Genomic DNA, 16,254 nt, shown 5'->3' with positions numbered 1-16,254 from the left:
ACCGGCCCGCCCGCGCCGGTGGTTCGGGGGGCCTACCGCTGCGGTCGGTGCCGACAATCGCCACGATGTCGCGTCCTCGGCACCGACCGTACGAGCGGCCGTCGGCGTACGCCCGTGGCGCCGGCCGGCCGGTTCGTGGGCCCCGGGCAGATCCCTCCACCTCTGCCCGGGGCCCCTCCTCGTCTCCTCGCGCGAAGATCCGCACCGGTGGGGTAGCGTGCCCGGAGCCCGCCCACCGGCACGCCACCGACCGCATCCTGGAGCCGCGCATGACCCGACGTTCGGCCGACGAGCGCCGCGAGGAGCTGATCGAGGCGGCGATCCGGGTCATGATCCGCGACGGCGTGGCCAAGGCGACCACGCGCGCGGTCGTCAGCGAGGCCGGACTGCCGCTCGGCGCGTTCCACTACTGCTTCCGCTCCAAGGAGGAGCTGCTGCAGAGCGTCATCGAGCGGATCATGGTGCGCGCCTCGACGCCGGCCGTCGCGGCGGCCGGCGAGGGCGCCTCGGCCGAGGAGACGATCAGGGCGGGCCTGCGGGCCTACTGGGAGGGCATCCGCCGCAGCCCGGACGAGCACCTCCTCACGTACGAGCTCACCCAGTACGCGCTGCGCCAGCCCGGTCTCGCGGAACTCGCGCGCCGGCAGTACGCGCACTACGCGGAGGTCACCGTCGCCTCCCTGGAGACGATGGCCCGGCTGGCCGGCGTCGAGTGGACGGTACCGCTGCCGGTCCTCGCCCGGCACGGCCTGGGCGTTCTCGACGGTCTGACGCTCACCTGGCTGATCGACCGCGACGACGCCCTCGCCCTCGCGGCCCTCGACGAGTACGCGGCCTATCTGGTCACGGTGGCCCGGCCCCGCGACGCCCGGGCGTAGTCCGGACGAAGGCGCCCTCTCCCGGCCCTGCCGTGGAACGCCGAGGCCCGGGCGACGGCCGAGGGGGTCCTCGGCGCCGTCCGGGCCAGGGTGTCACCGGACCAGGCGGTCCGGCGGTGCTTCTCGGTCGCGTCAGGCGACGTTGACCGCGCTCCAGGCGGCGGCGACGGTGGCGTACTCGGGGCTGGTGGCGCCGTACAGGTCCTTCGCCGCGCTCAGGGTCGCGACGCGGGCGCCCTTGTAGTCCGTGGTGGAGGTCATGTAGACGGTCAGCGCCCGGTACCAGATGGCGGACGCCTTCTGGTTGCCGATGCCGGTGACGGTGGAGCCGTTGTACGTCGGGCTGTTGTAGGTGATGCCGTTGATGGTCTTGGTGCCGCTGCCCTCGCTGGCGAGGTAGAACCAGTGGTTGCCGACGCCGGAGGAGTTGTGCACGTCGAGGCGGCCGACGGTCTTCGACCAGTAGTCGGCGGAGCGGCCGTCCAGGGACGGCTTGTCGAAGCGGCGCAGCCACGGCGGGGTGGACTGGTCGCTGAAGAGGTAGTCGGGGGTGTCGACCGGGCTGTTGGCGTACCACTCGACCATGGTGCCGAGGATGTCGCTGGTGGCCTCGTTGAGGCCGCCGGACTCGCCGCTGTAGCGAAGGTTGGCGGTGGCGGAGGTGACGCCGTGGGTCATCTCGTGGCCCATGGTGTCGAGGTCGACCTGCTCGGGGTCGGTGGTGCCGTTGCCGTCGCCGGTCATCATGCAGAAGCAGGCGTCCGACCACTGGGCGTTGTCCCAGTTGGTGCCGACGTGGACGAAGACGGTGGCGCCGCGGCCGTCGTTCTTGATGCCGTTGCGGCCGAAGGTCGCCTTGTAGTAGTCGAACGTCTTCGCCGTGTTGGCGTGCGCGTCGACGGCGGCGGTGGCGCGGTCGGTGGAGAACTTCTTGCCGTCGCCCCAGATGTTGTCGGCGTCCGTGTACAGGGTGCCGGAGCCGGCGTTCAGCGACGAGGACGCGACGTTGTGCGCGTCCTTGGTGATGTGGCCGCGGACCGGGTCGATCAGCGCGTAGGTGCCGTTGGCCTGGAGCGTGGTGTCGAGGCTGATGTCGCCGGTGTACTCGGAGTGGCCGGTGCCGGTGGCCTCGTGCTCGGTGTCGTAGTTCTCGATCGCCGCGCCGGTGGTGGCGTCGGTGACGAAGACCTCGCCGTGCGGCTGGCCCTTGTCGCCCAGGCCCTGGACGGTGGTGCGCCAGGCGAGGCGCGGGGTGCCGTCGGCGGCCCACACGATCAGCTCGGGGGTGGACTTGGCGTCGCTGATGACGCCCTGCGAGCGCTTCAGGGCGCCGGCGGCGGTGCCCTTGGCGTCGGCGGTGGGGGTGACGGACTTGAGCGCCACGCCGTGCGCCTTGGCGTGGCTGGAGCCCTTGAGCGAGCCGTTGGCCTTCTGGTGGACGACGAAGTCGCCGCCGACGACGGGGAGGCCCTGGTAGGTCCGCTCGAAGCGGACGTGCTGGGTGCCGTCGGCGTCGATGATGACGTCCTTGACGTGCAGCGCCTGGCCGGCGCCGAAGCCGAAGGTGGCGGCGTGCCGGGTCACGTTCGCCTCGGCCCGGGCTATCGCGGTGTCGCGGACGGAGGTCACGCGCTGCGTCGCGTTGGGCTGCGAGTAGGCCGGCGCGGCCAGCGCACCCGCGGTGATGACGCCGGCGGCGACCATCGTGGAAAGGGCAAGGAGGGGACGGGACATGGCGGGTGGTTCCTTCGCTCGTCGTGGGGGTGACGACGTCCTGGGACGTTGACGCGAAGTGTTCACCAGGTGACATGTTCCTGACGTGATCCCATGTGGGATATAACCGCGGCGCTATAGGGCCTGGTGCGGCGTGACGCAGCAGGTCACAGGTCCGCGCCGAGCGCGAACCCCTCGCCGCCGTCCTGCCACCAGGCCAGGTACTGCGGCCGCTGCCGCACCAGCGACAGATAGGCGTCCAGCACCCGCTCGCCCGCCGCCTCGGCGAGCTCGGCCGGGACCGAGTCCGTGTTCCACGCGAGCAGCAGCCGCCGGTGGAACGGCACGTCCACGAGCGGCCGCAGCACGGTGCCCTGGGTGGGGACCTCGGCGGTCGGCCAGACTCCGCAGACGGCGCGCCCGCTGGCGACCAGGATCTGCGCCACGGCCAGATCCGGTGTCACATGCGCGATGCGCGGGGTGAAGCCGGCCGCCTGGCAGGTGAGGTGGAGGTACGCGTGCACCCCACTCTCGTCGGCCTCCGGCATGGCCCACTCCTCGCCCGCCAGCTCGTGGAGGCCGACCTTCTCCTTGCGGGCCAGCGGATGGTCCTCGGCGAGCAGGACGAAGACCGGCTCGCGCAGCAGGGTGCGCGTCGCCACCGACTCGCCGACCGGCAAGGGGAAGCCCGGAAACTCACCGAACGCCGCGATGTCGCATTTCGACTGACCGAGCGCTTTGACCAGAGTGTGCACGGAACGCCGGGAGTCGATGGTGAGCCGCCGCTCCGGGTCGAGTTCGAAGAGGGCGGAGATCAGCAGCGACACCAGGGGCCCGGCGGTCCCGCCCGCCCGCAGCGGCGCGACGGCCTCCCGGTGCGCCTCCGCGGCCGACCGGGCGTGCTCGCGCAGCCGGTCGAAGCCGACCACGAGGTCCCGCGCGCAGCGCAGCACGTACTGACCGTTCTCGTTGGGCTTCACTCCGTCGGCGCTCCGGATGAAGAGCGGGCCGCCCAACTCCTGCTCGATCCGCTTCAACTGGGCGCTCGTGGCCGGCTGCGAGAGCTGCAGCCGCGCGGCGGCCTTGCGGATGCTACCGGCCTCGGCGACGGTGAGCAGGACACGGAGGTGGCGGAACTCGAGGTGCATGTACATTCCCCGCTCAGGGCGAAGGGCCTCTCGCACCCCCCGTGACCAGCAGAAATCAGCTGCGCAACCGCATGGTGACCAAGCGTCTGACGGCGCCGCGGGAGCGGCAACCACGGGACGGCAAAATCTGCGTGCGCATGCCATGGACGCGGCGCGTTCCCGCAGGTGAACGTCGCATCGGCGGAGCCGGCGGGCGATCGCCCGGACCGCGGCCCGACAGCGGGATCCACCCGTCACCCGGAAGGACTTCGGCCGTCTCCGCGCTACACTCCCGAGCACCTTGAACCATTTTGTCCATATTTACCCTCGCTTCGAACACCGACATTCCATTCCCTTGGGTATGAATCGCCCACCACCTTGCAGGGGGCAGCCGGATGACGGCCACCGCGACGATCGAATCCCGCTCCCGTCCGGGCCGGCGGGGACCGGGACCGAGCGGCACGCTCCTTCTCGCGGCGGTGGCCGCGATGTTCTTTCTGGCCCAACTCGTCCTCGTGGGTCCGGATATGGGCCTCGGCTGGGACGAGACGGTGTACGTCAGCCAGGTCAGCGGCCACGCCCCGGCGGCGTTCTTCAGTGCGCCGCGCGCCCGTGGCGTGTCCCTGCTGGTGGCGCCGGTCACCTCCTGGTCGTCGTCGACGGCGCTGCTGAGGGTGTACCTCGCCGCGTTGTCCGGACTCGGACTGTTCCTGGCCCTGCGCGCCTGGCGGGGACTCTTCCCGGTGCGGGTGGCGGCCCTGGGCGGGGCGCTGTTCGCCTCGCTGTGGGTGACCCTCTTCTACGGGCCGCAGGCCATGCCCAACCTGTGGGTGGCGCTGGCCGCACTCGCCGGTGTGGGCTGCTTCCTGCGCGCACGGGCGGACCGGACGCTACGCGGGCCGGTGTGGGGGCTCGTCGCGAGCGCGGCGCTGGCGGCGTTGATGCGGCCCATGGACGCGGTGTGGGTGAGCCTGCCCCTCCTGCTCGCGCCGGTCGTCGTACGCCGGTGGCGTGGCGGATGGCTGCCGGTCGCGGTCGCCGCGGGGCTCGCGGCCGGTGCTGCCGCGTGGGTGATCGAGGCGTACACGGGCTACGGCGGCCTGAGCGGGCGGCTCCACGACGCCTCACAGATCCAGGGCGGGCTCAGCTGGAACAACGCCGTCGACGACCAACTGCGCAGCCAGAGCGGGCGCACCCTGTGCCGGCCCTGCACGGGCGGGTGGCCGAATCCGGTGCTGTTCGCCTGGTGGCTCGCCCTTCCCGCACTCGCCGCGGCCGGACTCGCGGCGGCCGTCCGGGCACGGCGGGCGGCAGCCACCGCGCTGCCGCTGGCCTGCGCGGCGACGGCCGCCTTTCCGTACCTCTTCCTGATCGGGTACGCCGCTCCCCGCTTCCTGCTGCCGGCCTACGCCCTGCTGGCGATCCCGGTCGCCGACGGGCTGCTCGCCCTGGTGCTGCGCCGGCGCGGCACCCGGCGGACGGTCGCGGTGGGACTGGCGGCGGTCGCCCTCGCCGGGCACCTGGCGGTCCAGTTCGCCGTGCTGCACCAGCTCGTCGGCCGTGCCACGGCGAGCCACCGCGAGTGGGCCCGGACCGCCGCCGCGCTGCACCGCGCCGGGATCGAGCCGCCGTGCGTGCTCACCGGCGACGGAAAGGCCGCACCGCACATTCCCATCGCCTTCTACGCGGCGTGCCGGTCCGCCGACACCGACGGCCACAACGCCAACACCACGGCGGCGTGGCTCGCCGGCACGGCCGGGCGGATCCCGGTCGCGCGGCTCACGGCCCGGGCGGCCGCTCCCCCTCCGTACGCCCGCGGCTGGCGGCTGATCCACGTGCGCGGACAGGTCTACGCGTATGTGGGCCCGGCCGTCCGGGAGTCCGGCACAGCCGGGAAGGCCCGGCGCGGGGCGGCGCCGGCGGCCCCGGCCACCGGGACCACGGCGCCCCCGGGCACGTGAACCGGCGCCGTCATCGGGATTTCATCGCTCCTTCTTAGCGTGACCGGGTTCGGACAACGGCTGAACCACAAGGGGAGGACGACTCGATGGCGCGGTGGAGACTCAGCGCGAGGCTGCCGATGGCGGCCATGGCCGCGGTGGCGGTGATCAGCACGGTGTCGGCCGCCGGACCGCGGGCGACCGCGGCACCGGCCGCCGGACCGGACAGACCGGTGATCCGTTACACCGAGTACGGCATCCCGCACATCATCGCCTCGGACTGGGAGGGGCTGGGTACGGGCTACGGATACGCGGCGGCCAAGGACAACATCTGCACCCTGGCCCAGACCTATCTGATGGTCAACGCCCAGCTGTCCCGCTATCTGGGGCCCGACGGCCGGGCGAGCCCCGGCGAGCAGCAGAACACCACGACCAACCTCAACAGCGACATCTACTTCCAGCGGATCAACGACAACCGGGTGGTGGAGCGGCTGCTCGACAAGCCCGCGCCCGAAGGGCCGGAGCCGGAGGTCGAAGAGGCCATCCGCGGCTACGTCCAGGGGTACAACAGGTATCTGGCCGAGACGGGCGTCGGCAACATCACCGACCCGGCCTGCCGCGGTGCGGCCTGGGTGCGGCCGATCACCGAGCTGGACGTCTACCGGCACGCGCACGCCGAGATCATCATGGGGACGGCCGACGCGCTCCTGGACGGCGAGGTGAACGCCGCGCCGCCGGGGGCGTCGGCCGCCGCCGCGGCTCCGGCGCCCCCGCCCGAGCGGACCGCGAGGAAGATCCGTGACGCCATGGCCGCCGCCCGCCGGCAGAGCATGGGCAGCAACGCGCTGGCGGTCGGATCCCAGGGCGTGTCCGGAGGCACCAGCATGATGCTGGCCAACCCGCACTTCCCGTGGCAGGGCAAGAACCGTATGTGGCAGAGCCAGCTGACGATCCCGGGAAGGATCAACGTCACCGGGGGCAGTCTGCTCGGCTTCCCCGCGGTCAACATCGGCCACAACGACAACGTCGCCTGGAGCCACACGGTCGCCACGGTGGCGCCGTTCGGGCTGTTCGACGTCCAGGTCGATCCGCTCGACCCCACCAGCTACCTGGTGGACGGCGCCTGGCAGAGGATGACCTCGCAGCAGGTCAGCGTGGACGTGCTGAACAAGGACGGCTCCCTCGGCAAGGTCACCAGGACCCTGTGGGCCACCCGCTACGGCCCCGTCACCGCGTCGGTCCAGGGCATCGCGCTGCCCTGGGTGGTCAGCGCGCACGCGGTGCGCGACGTGAACATGGACAACCTGCGGGCGCTGAACACCTGGTTCCACCTCGACCAGGCCACGGACGTCCACGACGTCGTGAACACCCTGGAGACCACCCAGGGCGTGCCCTTCTTCAACACCATCGCCTCCGACCGCGAGGGCAACGCCCTGTACGCGGACATCCAGGCCACCCCGAACATCACCGACGAGCACGCCCAGTCGTGCCTCACCGCGACCGGCCGGCTGCTGTTCTACCAGTCGCTGCGGCTGCCGAACGTCCCGCCGGTCTCCGTCTTCGACGGCAAGCGCAGTGAGTGCGACTGGCCCGACGACCCGAACGCGGTCGCGCCGGGCCTGCTGGATCCGCACAAGCAGCCGCGGCTGATCCGGTCCGACTACGCGGGCAACGCCAACGACAGCGCCTGGCTGCCCAACCCCGAGCAGCCGCTGACCTTCCCCAGGGTCATGGGCGACATGGCGGCGCCGCGCTCGCTGCGCACCCAGGAGCTGCTGCTGACCGCGCAGAACCGGATCGACGGCACCGACGGCCTGCCGGGCCGCGGCTTCACCCCGGCGAACATGCGGCAGTTGCTGTTCGCCGACAACAGCAGGGCCGCCGACCTGGCACTGGACGCCACGGTCACGGCGTGCCGGAACACCCTGTTCGGGCTCGTCGTGGTGGACGGCAACCTGGTCGACATCAGCGGGGCGTGCCCGGTCCTGGCCGCCTGGAAGAGCCACAAGTACACGTCGGACAGCAGGGGTTCCTGGCTGTTCGAGAACTTCTGGGCCTACCTGCAGAACGGGCAGGCGATCGAGAAACTGCCGTGGCGGGTCGGCTTCGACGCCAAGGATCCCGTACACACGCCCAATTCGCTGGACTTCGGGAACGACGTCGTACGCAACTCGCTCGCCCGCGCGGTCCTCGCGCTGCGCAACGCGGGCATCGCGCTGGACGCGCCGCTGTCGAGCATCCAGAACGTCACGCGCAACGGCGAGAAGATCCCGGTCCACGGCTCACTGCACGAACTGGGCGTGCTCAACGTGGTGACCCCGGCGATGGTCGACGGCACGGTGGACATCGTCTTCGGGTCCAGTTTCATCCAGCAGACGCGGTTCACCGCCGACGGGCCGCCGGAGGCGTACTCGCTGCTGGCCTACTCCCAGTCGGCCGACCCGACCTCACCGCACTACTCCGATCAGACCCGGCTCTACTCGGCGGGCCAGTGGGTGCCCGAGCGGTACACCGAGGAGCAGATCGCGGCCTCGCCGGTACTGGAGATCAAGGTCCTTTCCTGACTCCCCCGGTCCCGTCCTTCATCGGCGTTTCATCGCCGCCTCATAGCTTTCGATTCCCGCGACGACGACGTCCAGCTCCACGTCCAGGTCCAGGCCCAGAAGGGGGAACTCCGTGACGAAGAAGCCGAGTCGATGGTGCGTGATGCCGGCGGTGATGGTCGCCGTCCTGGGACTCGCCGCGCCGGCGGCCACGGCAGAGGCCGCCGACGGCGGGACCGCGCCGCCGCCGCTGACGGACGGCTACGGCCTGACCCAGGTCGACACGGCGCAGGGCGGTCCGAACAACTTCACCCTCACCGTGACCACGCCCGAGGTCTCGGGCAGACACCACATCAAGATCATTCTGCCGAGCGGCTACTACGACGACCCGGCGAGGCGCTACCCCGTGCTCTACTTCCTGCACGGCTCGCCCGACGACCCGATCCAGCAGAACTATCCGGCCCTGACCACCTCGGACCAGATGATCACCGTCATTCCCGACGGCGGGGCCCGGGGCTGGTACGCCAACTGGCTCAACCAGAACACCGCGATCGGCGCCCAGAACTGGGAGAACTTCCACCTGGGGCAGGTCATCCCGTTCATCGACGCGAACCTGCGGACGATCGCCACCAAGAAGGCGCGGGCCGTCGCCGGCGTCTCCATGGGCGGGTTCGGGGCCTTCCACTACGCCCAGGACCGGCCGGACCTGTTCAGCCAGACCGCCTCCCTGTCGGGCGACATCGACCTGTCGGCCGACTCGATGGACCTGCGGCTGGCCGCCGTCGCCACCGTCGTCGACGCGCAGGGCGCGGTGTGCGCCTCGTCGTCGGGTGTCTGCGACCCGAACGACGACCCCTACAAGCCCGGTGTGGACAGCGACGCCCTGTTCGGTTCGCCCTACCCGGTGTTCAACGTCGACTGGCGGTGGAACGAGGTCGACCCGTCCCAGCACATGGACAAGCTCAAGGCCGGCGGGGTCGGCGTGTCCGTCTACGTGGGCAACGGGCGCGGCGACGCCACGAACCTGGAGTTCTGGGTCGAGGGCGCGTCCAAGCACGTCAAGGACCGCATGGACGCCCTGGGCATGTCGTACCACTACGTCGACTACGGCGACGGCGCCGCCTGGGGCCCCCACTGCAACGGCGGCCACAACGGCTGGTGCTGGGAGAGGGACCTCCAGGACCTGATCCCCCGGCTGGAGCGGTCCTTCGCCTCCTGAACAGAACAACACCCTTTCCACCCAAGCGATTCGAGGAGCTGCACATGCGCAGGAAAAGGATCACGTCCGCGCTGGCCGGTCTGCTGCTGGCCGTGGGGGTTTCGGCGACTCAGGCGTCCACGGCCACGGCCGAGGCCACGGCCTCCTGCGACGGCACGTACACGATCGTCGTCGGCGGCACGGGCAGCTCGTGGAACAACGACGGCTTCCGGGGCGACATCCAGCAGCACGTCGGGTATCCCACCCAGATCCCCAACGGCGCGAGCGCCCGCGCGGGCGTCACCGAGCTGAACCGGCTCGTCCGCAACCAGCGTGCCGCCTGCCCCGACCAGCACGTCAAGATCGGCGGATACTCGCTGGGCGCCGGCGTGGTGCACATCTGGGTCACCGAGAACTGGCAGACCTTCGGCAACGTCAACGCGATCCTCATCGCCGACCCCAAGCGCCAGGGCCCTCCCGGGGCCAACGGCGGGGCCGTGCCCTTCGGCGGCTTCGTCGGCGCCCCGCTGGCCGGCGCCGACAGGTTCTTCGGCGACATCCCCGTGAAGACGATCTGCAACTGGGACTACGTCTGTGACGAGTCCGCCGGCATCTGGACCTACCCGGGCAACCACATGCACAACTACGACGTGGACTTCGACATGGATCACCACAACGACGTCGCCAACGAGGAGTGGTACAACGGCGCCTGGAATCCCGCCTCCTGGTAGCCCTACGCCTCCCCCGCGCCTCCGAACCCCCGCGCGCCCGGTGACCGTCGGCGTCCCGGGCGCGCGGTGACGGTCGGCGTCCCGGGCGCGCGGGGTGAGCGTTCCGGTCAGCTCGCGTTTCCGGTGCGGCCGAGGCCCGCCTCGTCCCCGCGCCGGATCATCTCGTACGTCCCGCGCAGCATCCGGCTCGGCGGCACCCCGAGGTCGTCGGCCAGCCGGCGGCGGGTGCGGTCGAACACGGCCAGCGCGTCGGCCTGCCGTCCGCCGCGCGACAGCGCACGCATCAGCATCGCCGCCACCGGCTCGTGCAGGGGGTGCGCGACGGACAGGGCGGACAGTTCGGCCGTCGCCTCGGCGAGCCGGCCGAGCCGCAGCCGCGACTGCGCCCTGCGCTGTCCGAGGGAGATCCCGAGTTCGGTGAGCCGCACCCGCTCCAGCTCGGCGAGCGGCCCGGGCAGGCCCGCCAGCGGCTCCCCGCGAAACAGGTCCAGGGCCTGGGAACAGAGCCGGACCGCCTCGGCCGGGTCATCGGCGCGGACGGCCGCCCCGGCCTCGGCGGCCAGCCGCTCCAGGCGGGCGACGTCCACCTCGGCGGCGCCGGGCACCAGCCGGTAGCCGTACGGGCCGTGCTCGATCAGCGCGTGCGGGCCGTCGCCGACGCGCAGGGCCTTGCGCAGGCGGTACACGTACACCGGCACCACGTTCGTGGCCGGCTGCTCCGTCCCCCATACGCCGTCGAGCAGTTGCCGCCGGCTGACCGCCCGCCCCGCGGACAGCGCGAGCGCCGCCAGGACGGCCTGCTGGCGCGGGTGCCCCGGCTCCAGGGGCCGCCCGTCGGCCCATGCCCGCAGCGGCCCGAGGGCGGAGATCCGCACCTTCGGTCCGGCCACCCGGCCCCCGCCCGGCGCCGGCCCGGCCGTGCGGGGACCCCGGCCGGGCACGACCAGTCCGCAGTCGAAGGCGTGGACGATGGCGGCTGACCGGTCGCGCAGGCCGAGTGCGGCGAGGATCCGCGCGACGTGTCCGGCCACGGTGTCCTCGGGGACGCCGAGGGCGGCGGCGATCTCGTCGTCCCGCAGCCCGCAGCCGATCGAGTGGAGCACCTCTCGCTCCTGCCGCCCGAGGGCGGCGCCCAGGGGCCGGCCGATGGTCGCGGTCGTCGGCATTCACTGCTCCCCGGGTTCCGGGCGGATCGGGCTGGCGGACTCGGCGGACAACGTAGCCGCGGCGGCACCGGGCGGGGCATCCGGAACGATCCGGGGTGACAGGGCTCCGAGGTTCGACTGGCCGGAAGTCGAGGTACCTTCAACTCCTCCCGCGCCCTGCCTCCCCCGTCGAACGAGAACGCGTTCTACTGCGCGGATCCGGTGTCCGCGGGCCACCGAACACCCCCTCGGGAGCCGTGGATCAGCCGGTCTCGGCCTCCCGTATTTGTGACGGGAAACGTGATGGACCCGCGCGCTTCGGCCGCGCCATCCTTCATGGGTGCCGCGCCCACCAGGGAGGTTGGTCCGTGTGTGGCGGACGGGCCGGGCGTGCACGGGGGTGCCGAGGCAGTAGGGGTCATGAGCGGGATAGTCATTCATCTGCCGGAAGGCGGCCGCGGCCCGCAGGCCGGGCCGGACGCGGGCCCCGTGACGCTGCGGCTCGGCCCCGGCGAGGTGGCCCGGTTCGGGCGGGGCTCCGCGACGTGCCCGGTGGAGCTGCGCCTCGTGGACGCGGCGATCTCCCGCCTCGCCGGCGAGATCCGGGTGACCGACGACCACTGGCAGCTCAGCAATCACAGCGCAACCCAGAGCTATCTGGTGGAGAACCCCGAGGGCGCCGGGGAGTACCTGAGGGTGCCGCCACGGCGGGCCGGGGCACCGATCCCGTTCGAGTTCGCCCGCGTCGTGCTGCCCACCCGCAGCGGCAGCGCGGTCGCCTTCCAGGTGTTCGCGCCCGACCACGTCTACCTCGACCCGGACCGCGCGGGCGGCCCCCGGGACAGCCACACCCTCATGGCGTACTCGCTGGACGAGACGGCCATCTACTTCCTCGTGCTGGTCGCGCTCTGCGAACCACGGCTGCGCGACGAGTCGCCGCTCGCGGTGCCGACCACCCCCGAGATCGTCGCCCGACTGGGAGGCCATCCCGGCTGCTCCGGCCTGACGTCACGGGCGGTCAGCTCGCACATCGACTACCTGGCCGAGGAGAAGATGCGGCTCACCACCCTCACCGAACGGCAGGAGCAGGGCCGGGGCGCCCGCCGCAACGGCAAGCGCGAGGCGATCGTCTCCGTCGCGCTGCGCTTCGGCCTCGTGCGCGAGGAGCACCTCGCGCTCCTCCCGCCCCGGGGCGCCACCGGGGCCCGGGAGGAGCGGGCAGCGGCGCGATGAGGGCGGAGAGCGGTGCGACGGCGGCCACGGCCGGCGCCCCGGGCGGCGGCGAGCGCACGGACGTGCTCCCGCGCGGTCACCGCGTGGGGCGCTGGGAGGTCGGGGAGCCGATCGGCGCCGGCGGCTGGGCGACGGTCCACGCGGGCCGGGACACCGAGGGCGACGGGAGCCTTCCGGCGGCTGCGCGCGAGGTGGCGCTGAAGTTCCTGCCGACGGCCGGGCTCGCGCCCCGCCAGGCGCGGAAGGTCGCCGAGGCGGCCCGGCGCGAGGTCGAGCTGGCCCGCACCGCCGGCCACCCCCGGCTGATCCGCCTCCTCGACTCCGTCGTGCTCAGCGAGCCGGACCGGCCGTCCCTGGACGGCGCGATCGTCCTGGTCATGGAGCGGGCCCGGGGCAGCCTGCGGGACGTTCTCGGCGCCGGGATCGCCGAGGCCGAGGCCGCCCGGCTGTTCGCCGGGATCTGCGAGGGCCTCGACCATCTGCACCGCAGCGGCTGGGTGCACGGCGACCTCAAGCCGGACAACGTCCTGCTGATGCCGGACCGTTCGGTCAAGCTCTCCGACTTCGGGCTCGCCACGGAGCTGACGGGCGCCGACGGCACCCACGGCTACGCGCCGCCCATGGGCACCATGGACTACCTCCCGCCGGAGCGCTGGAAGGCCTCGCTCGGCGAGCAGGGCGTACGGATCCGGCCCACGGCCGACATCTGGGCCCTCGGCGTCATGATCCACGAGGTGTTCACCGGTGGCGCCTCCCCGTTCCCGGGTGCCACGCCCGTCTCTCGCGGCGCAGCGGCACAGGAGTACGCGGACGGGCGTGCCCCGCTGCGCATGGACGACGCCGTGCCGCCGTTCTGGCGCGCGCTGGCCGCCGACTGCCTGGCCCCCGGCCATGCCGAGCGCGCCGCGCACACGGCGGAGGCCCTGCTCGCCCGGATCACCGCCCACCGGGCCGCCGGACCGGCCGGGCGGCCCCGGCACCGGGGCCGTGCCGCGCTCGTCGCCCTCAAGGCGGGTGCGGCGGCCGCGGTGCTCTGGGCGGCCGCCGGCGGCGACGGCGCGGCGGCCCGGCCGGTGCCGCTCGACGGCGGAACCGTCGCCCACGTACGGGTGTTCAACGCCGACCTGCCGTGCCGGCTGCGGCCCACCCGGGATCCCGAGTGCAGCCTCGGCCTCGCGGTCGACCCGACGCGGGCCTACACCGCCGACAACGTGGTGGCGCACCGGGTGTGGCACGGCGATGTCCTGGACGCCGACTGCGCGCTGGCGGACGGCAAGCCCATCATCGACGAGAGCGATGTCGTCTCCACCGAGTGGTTCCGCGTGCGCCTCGCCCCGGACGCCACCCCGCCGGTCGCCTGGCTGCCCGCGGTCCGCACCCATGACCACCCCGCGCTCCCCGCCTGCCCCGCCCCCTCCCGGCACCGGTAGGCGCCCCTTCGACGCACCCCGACGCACCCCGACGCACCCCGACGCACCCCGACGCACCTCGGCCCCCTCGGCATTCCTCGACGCGTCGCATGCTCTGCGCCTCCCGGCGGCGCTGTCACTCCGGAGCGTTCCGGGTGCCGGGTGCGGCGCCCCGCTGGCTAGCTTGCCTGCCCGGTGCCGGGTGTTCCGCCCGGGCATCCGAACTCCCTTCGCCTCAGGGCTACTTACGGAGCAGAGGAGCAGGAACGTGTCTGGTACAGCCTCACGTCGTACGAGCCGCGCGAGACGCGGCGCAGCGGTTCTGCTGATCATGACGGCCCTGTCGCTGCCGGGCGGCCCGGCCTGGGCCCACGGCCCGAAGCCGCTGCCCGGCCCGCTCGCGCACGCCGCGCCGGCCACCACGTACTGCGACATCCCGCCGGACCGGGACATCGCGGTGACGCGCAAGGTGTACGAGGTCGGACAGCGCCGGGGCGTCTCCGACAAGGTGATGCTGGCCGGCTTCGAGACCGGCTGGATCGAGTCCCGGATGAACAACCTGGCCTGCGGGGACCGGGACTCGCTCGGCGTCTTCCAGCAGCGGCCCTCGCAGGGCTGGTGCGAGCCCGCGCAGTGCCTCGACGTCGACTACGCCGCGAACAGGTTCTTCGAGGTCGCCCAGCAGATGGAGCCCGACTGGGTGGGCAGCACCGCCGGCGAACTGGCGCAGGCCGTGCAGCGTTCCGCCTACGGCTGGAAGTACGACACGGCCGAGGACAAGGCCCGCGCCATGCGGGACGAGGCGTTCCAGCCGTACGGCACGATCGGCGCGAAGTACGCGGCGACGGGCGGCGACGGCGGTCCGCTCGGCGCTCCGGTGCGCGCCGAGGAGGACGCGTCGCTGGGCGGTCGCTTCCAGCTGTTCCGGAACGGGATCGTGATCTGGCATCCGGACGTGGCGTACGCCGTGTACGGGGACATCCTGCAGCGGTTCTGGGCGACCGACGCGGAACGCCGCTGGGGCTTCCCCACCATGGACGAGGCCGACGCTGCCACCGCGCCCGACGGCACCCGGGGCCGCTACCAGTTCTTCGAACACGGCCTCTTCCTCTGGTCACCCCAGACCGGCACCCACATCGTCCACGACGCCATCTACGACGCCTTCCACAACGCCGGACACGAGGCCGCCCTCGGCTACCCCACCACCGACGAGGTCGCCGAACCCGGAGGCGTCAAGCAGACCTTCCAGAAGGCCACCATCCACTGGAGCGCCACCCGCGGCACCTGGATCACCACCAACTGACCTGGAGGCACTGATGAGATCATCGAATCTCCGGCGAGCTCTGGGTGCGCTGGCCCTGCTCCTCGGCGTGCTCACGGCGACGCTGACCACGGCGCCCGCCGCGAGCGCCTCGGTGCCGGACGGCGCGATCGGGCGCGGCGAGGTGATGGACCGCTCGTGGTCGTGGGTGGCCGAGCAGGTGCCGTACAGCTGGGACGGCTGCCACGAGAACCAGTACGGCTGCTACCGCCCCGACTGCTCCGGCTTCGTGTCGATGGCCTGGAACCTCGGCAGGGCGCTGACCACCTGGGACCTGTGGAACGTCACCCACGACATCCCCGCGAGCGACCTCCAGCCCGGCGACGCCCTGCTCATGGACGTCGACGGCGGCACGCACCACGTGGCGCTGTTCGTGCGGTGGGCCGATCCGGCGCACACCCAGCCGGTGGTGCGCGAGGAGTACGACTTCGGGCACGTGGCCGAGGAGCGCGTGTGGGGCAACGGGCTGCGCGGGTTCTCGCCGCGCCGCTACGACCGGATCGACGACCTGGTCCCGTACGGCAGGATCGCCGTGAAGTACGACAGCATGGGCGGCCCGAACGGCGTCCTGGGCACGCCGGCCACCGGTGAGCGCGACTCCGCGCTGGGCGGTCGCTTCCAGGTCTTCCAGAACGGCATGATCATCTGGCATCCGGACGTGGCCTACGCGGTGCGCGGGGACATCCTGCAGCGGTTCTGGGCGACCGACGCGGAACGCCGCTGGGGCTTCCCCACCATGGACGAGGCCGACGCTGCCACCGCGCCCGACGGCACCCGGGGCCGCTACCAGTTCTTCGAACACGGCCTCTTCCTCTGGTCACCCCAGACCGGCACCCACATCGTCCACGACGCCATCTACGACGCCTTCCACAACGCCGGACACGAGGCCGCCCTCGGCTACCCCACCACCGACGAAGTGGCAGAACCCGGAGGCGTCAAGCAGACCTTCCAGAAGGCCACCATCCACTGGAGCGCCACCCGCGGCACCTGGATCACCACCAACTGACGCCCGGCGC

General features: G+C 72.4%; 12 protein-coding genes. 9 read left to right on the top strand and 3 right to left on the bottom strand.

Going from position 1 to position 16,254, the window contains the following annotated elements; all coding sequences use genetic code 11:
• Positions 1-269 precede the first annotated feature (269 nt).
• On the top strand, positions 270-878 hold the full coding sequence (locus tag ACFYU9_RS02155; protein WP_389210028.1) for a TetR/AcrR family transcriptional regulator: 609 nt from the start codon (positions 270-272) through the stop codon (positions 876-878).
• Between the two features lie 132 nt (positions 879-1,010).
• Here ACFYU9_RS02155 and ACFYU9_RS02150 read toward each other — a convergent pair whose 3' ends face one another.
• Entirely contained in the window at positions 1,011-2,612 is a 1,602-nt protein-coding gene (locus tag ACFYU9_RS02150; RefSeq protein WP_389341528.1) for a M4 family metallopeptidase, read from the bottom strand.
• A 146-nt stretch (positions 2,613-2,758) separates the two neighbouring features.
• Positions 2,759-3,739: a LysR family transcriptional regulator gene (locus ACFYU9_RS02145; protein ID WP_389341525.1), complete on the bottom strand. Its 981-nt coding sequence runs from the start codon at positions 3,737-3,739 to the stop codon at positions 2,759-2,761.
• A gap of 374 nt (positions 3,740-4,113) precedes the next feature.
• Between ACFYU9_RS02145 and ACFYU9_RS02140 the strand changes: the two genes are divergently transcribed.
• The 4 genes from ACFYU9_RS02140 (at position 4,114) to ACFYU9_RS02125 (ending at position 10,130) form a co-directional block, all read left to right on the top strand.
• Entirely contained in the window at positions 4,114-5,679 is a 1,566-nt protein-coding gene (locus tag ACFYU9_RS02140; RefSeq protein ID WP_389341522.1) for a hypothetical protein, read from the top strand.
• An 86-nt stretch (positions 5,680-5,765) separates the two neighbouring features.
• On the top strand, positions 5,766-8,222 hold the full coding sequence (locus tag ACFYU9_RS02135; protein ID WP_389341519.1) for a penicillin acylase family protein: 2,457 nt from the start codon (positions 5,766-5,768) through the stop codon (positions 8,220-8,222).
• Between the two features lie 142 nt (positions 8,223-8,364).
• Positions 8,365-9,420 carry an alpha/beta hydrolase gene (locus ACFYU9_RS02130; protein WP_389210394.1) on the top strand — a complete coding sequence of 352 codons (1,056 nt, stop codon included), beginning with the start codon at positions 8,365-8,367 and terminating at the stop codon, positions 9,418-9,420.
• 44 nt (positions 9,421-9,464) lie between these two features.
• Positions 9,465-10,130 (top strand): cutinase family protein, encoded by a 666-nt coding sequence (locus ACFYU9_RS02125; RefSeq protein WP_389210018.1) that lies wholly within the window; start codon positions 9,465-9,467, stop codon positions 10,128-10,130.
• A 107-nt stretch (positions 10,131-10,237) separates the two neighbouring features.
• Here ACFYU9_RS02125 and ACFYU9_RS02120 read toward each other — a convergent pair whose 3' ends face one another.
• Positions 10,238-11,296 (bottom strand): BTAD domain-containing putative transcriptional regulator, encoded by a 1,059-nt coding sequence (locus ACFYU9_RS02120; protein WP_389341516.1) that lies wholly within the window; start codon positions 11,294-11,296, stop codon positions 10,238-10,240.
• Between the two features lie 399 nt (positions 11,297-11,695).
• Between ACFYU9_RS02120 and ACFYU9_RS02115 the strand changes: the two genes are divergently transcribed.
• From ACFYU9_RS02115 to ACFYU9_RS02100, 4 genes are all read left to right on the top strand, one after another.
• Positions 11,696-12,508 (top strand): serine/threonine protein kinase, encoded by an 813-nt coding sequence (locus tag ACFYU9_RS02115; protein WP_389341513.1) that lies wholly within the window; start codon positions 11,696-11,698, stop codon positions 12,506-12,508.
• A complete protein-coding gene (locus ACFYU9_RS02110; protein WP_389341510.1) occupies positions 12,505-13,938 on the top strand; it encodes a serine/threonine-protein kinase in 1,434 nt (477 codons plus the stop codon). The genes ACFYU9_RS02115 and ACFYU9_RS02110 overlap by 4 nt, the downstream gene beginning before the upstream one ends.
• Positions 13,939-14,248: 310 nt before the next feature.
• Positions 14,249-15,220 carry an LGFP repeat-containing protein gene (locus ACFYU9_RS02105; RefSeq protein ID WP_389341507.1) on the top strand — a complete coding sequence of 324 codons (972 nt, stop codon included), beginning with the start codon at positions 14,249-14,251 and terminating at the stop codon, positions 15,218-15,220.
• 13 nt (positions 15,221-15,233) lie between these two features.
• Complete coding sequence (locus ACFYU9_RS02100) at positions 15,234-16,244, top strand: NlpC/P60 family protein (RefSeq protein WP_389341504.1); 1,011 nt, start codon at positions 15,234-15,236, stop codon at positions 16,242-16,244.
• Positions 16,245-16,254: the final 10 nt, after the last annotated feature.

Source organism: Streptomyces sp. NPDC004327, assembly GCF_042873935.1.
Lineage (GTDB): Bacteria > Actinomycetota > Actinomycetes > Streptomycetales > Streptomycetaceae > Streptomyces.
The sequence above is the reverse complement of the archived record's forward strand: the minus strand, read 5'-3'. Positions and strand labels throughout refer to the sequence as shown.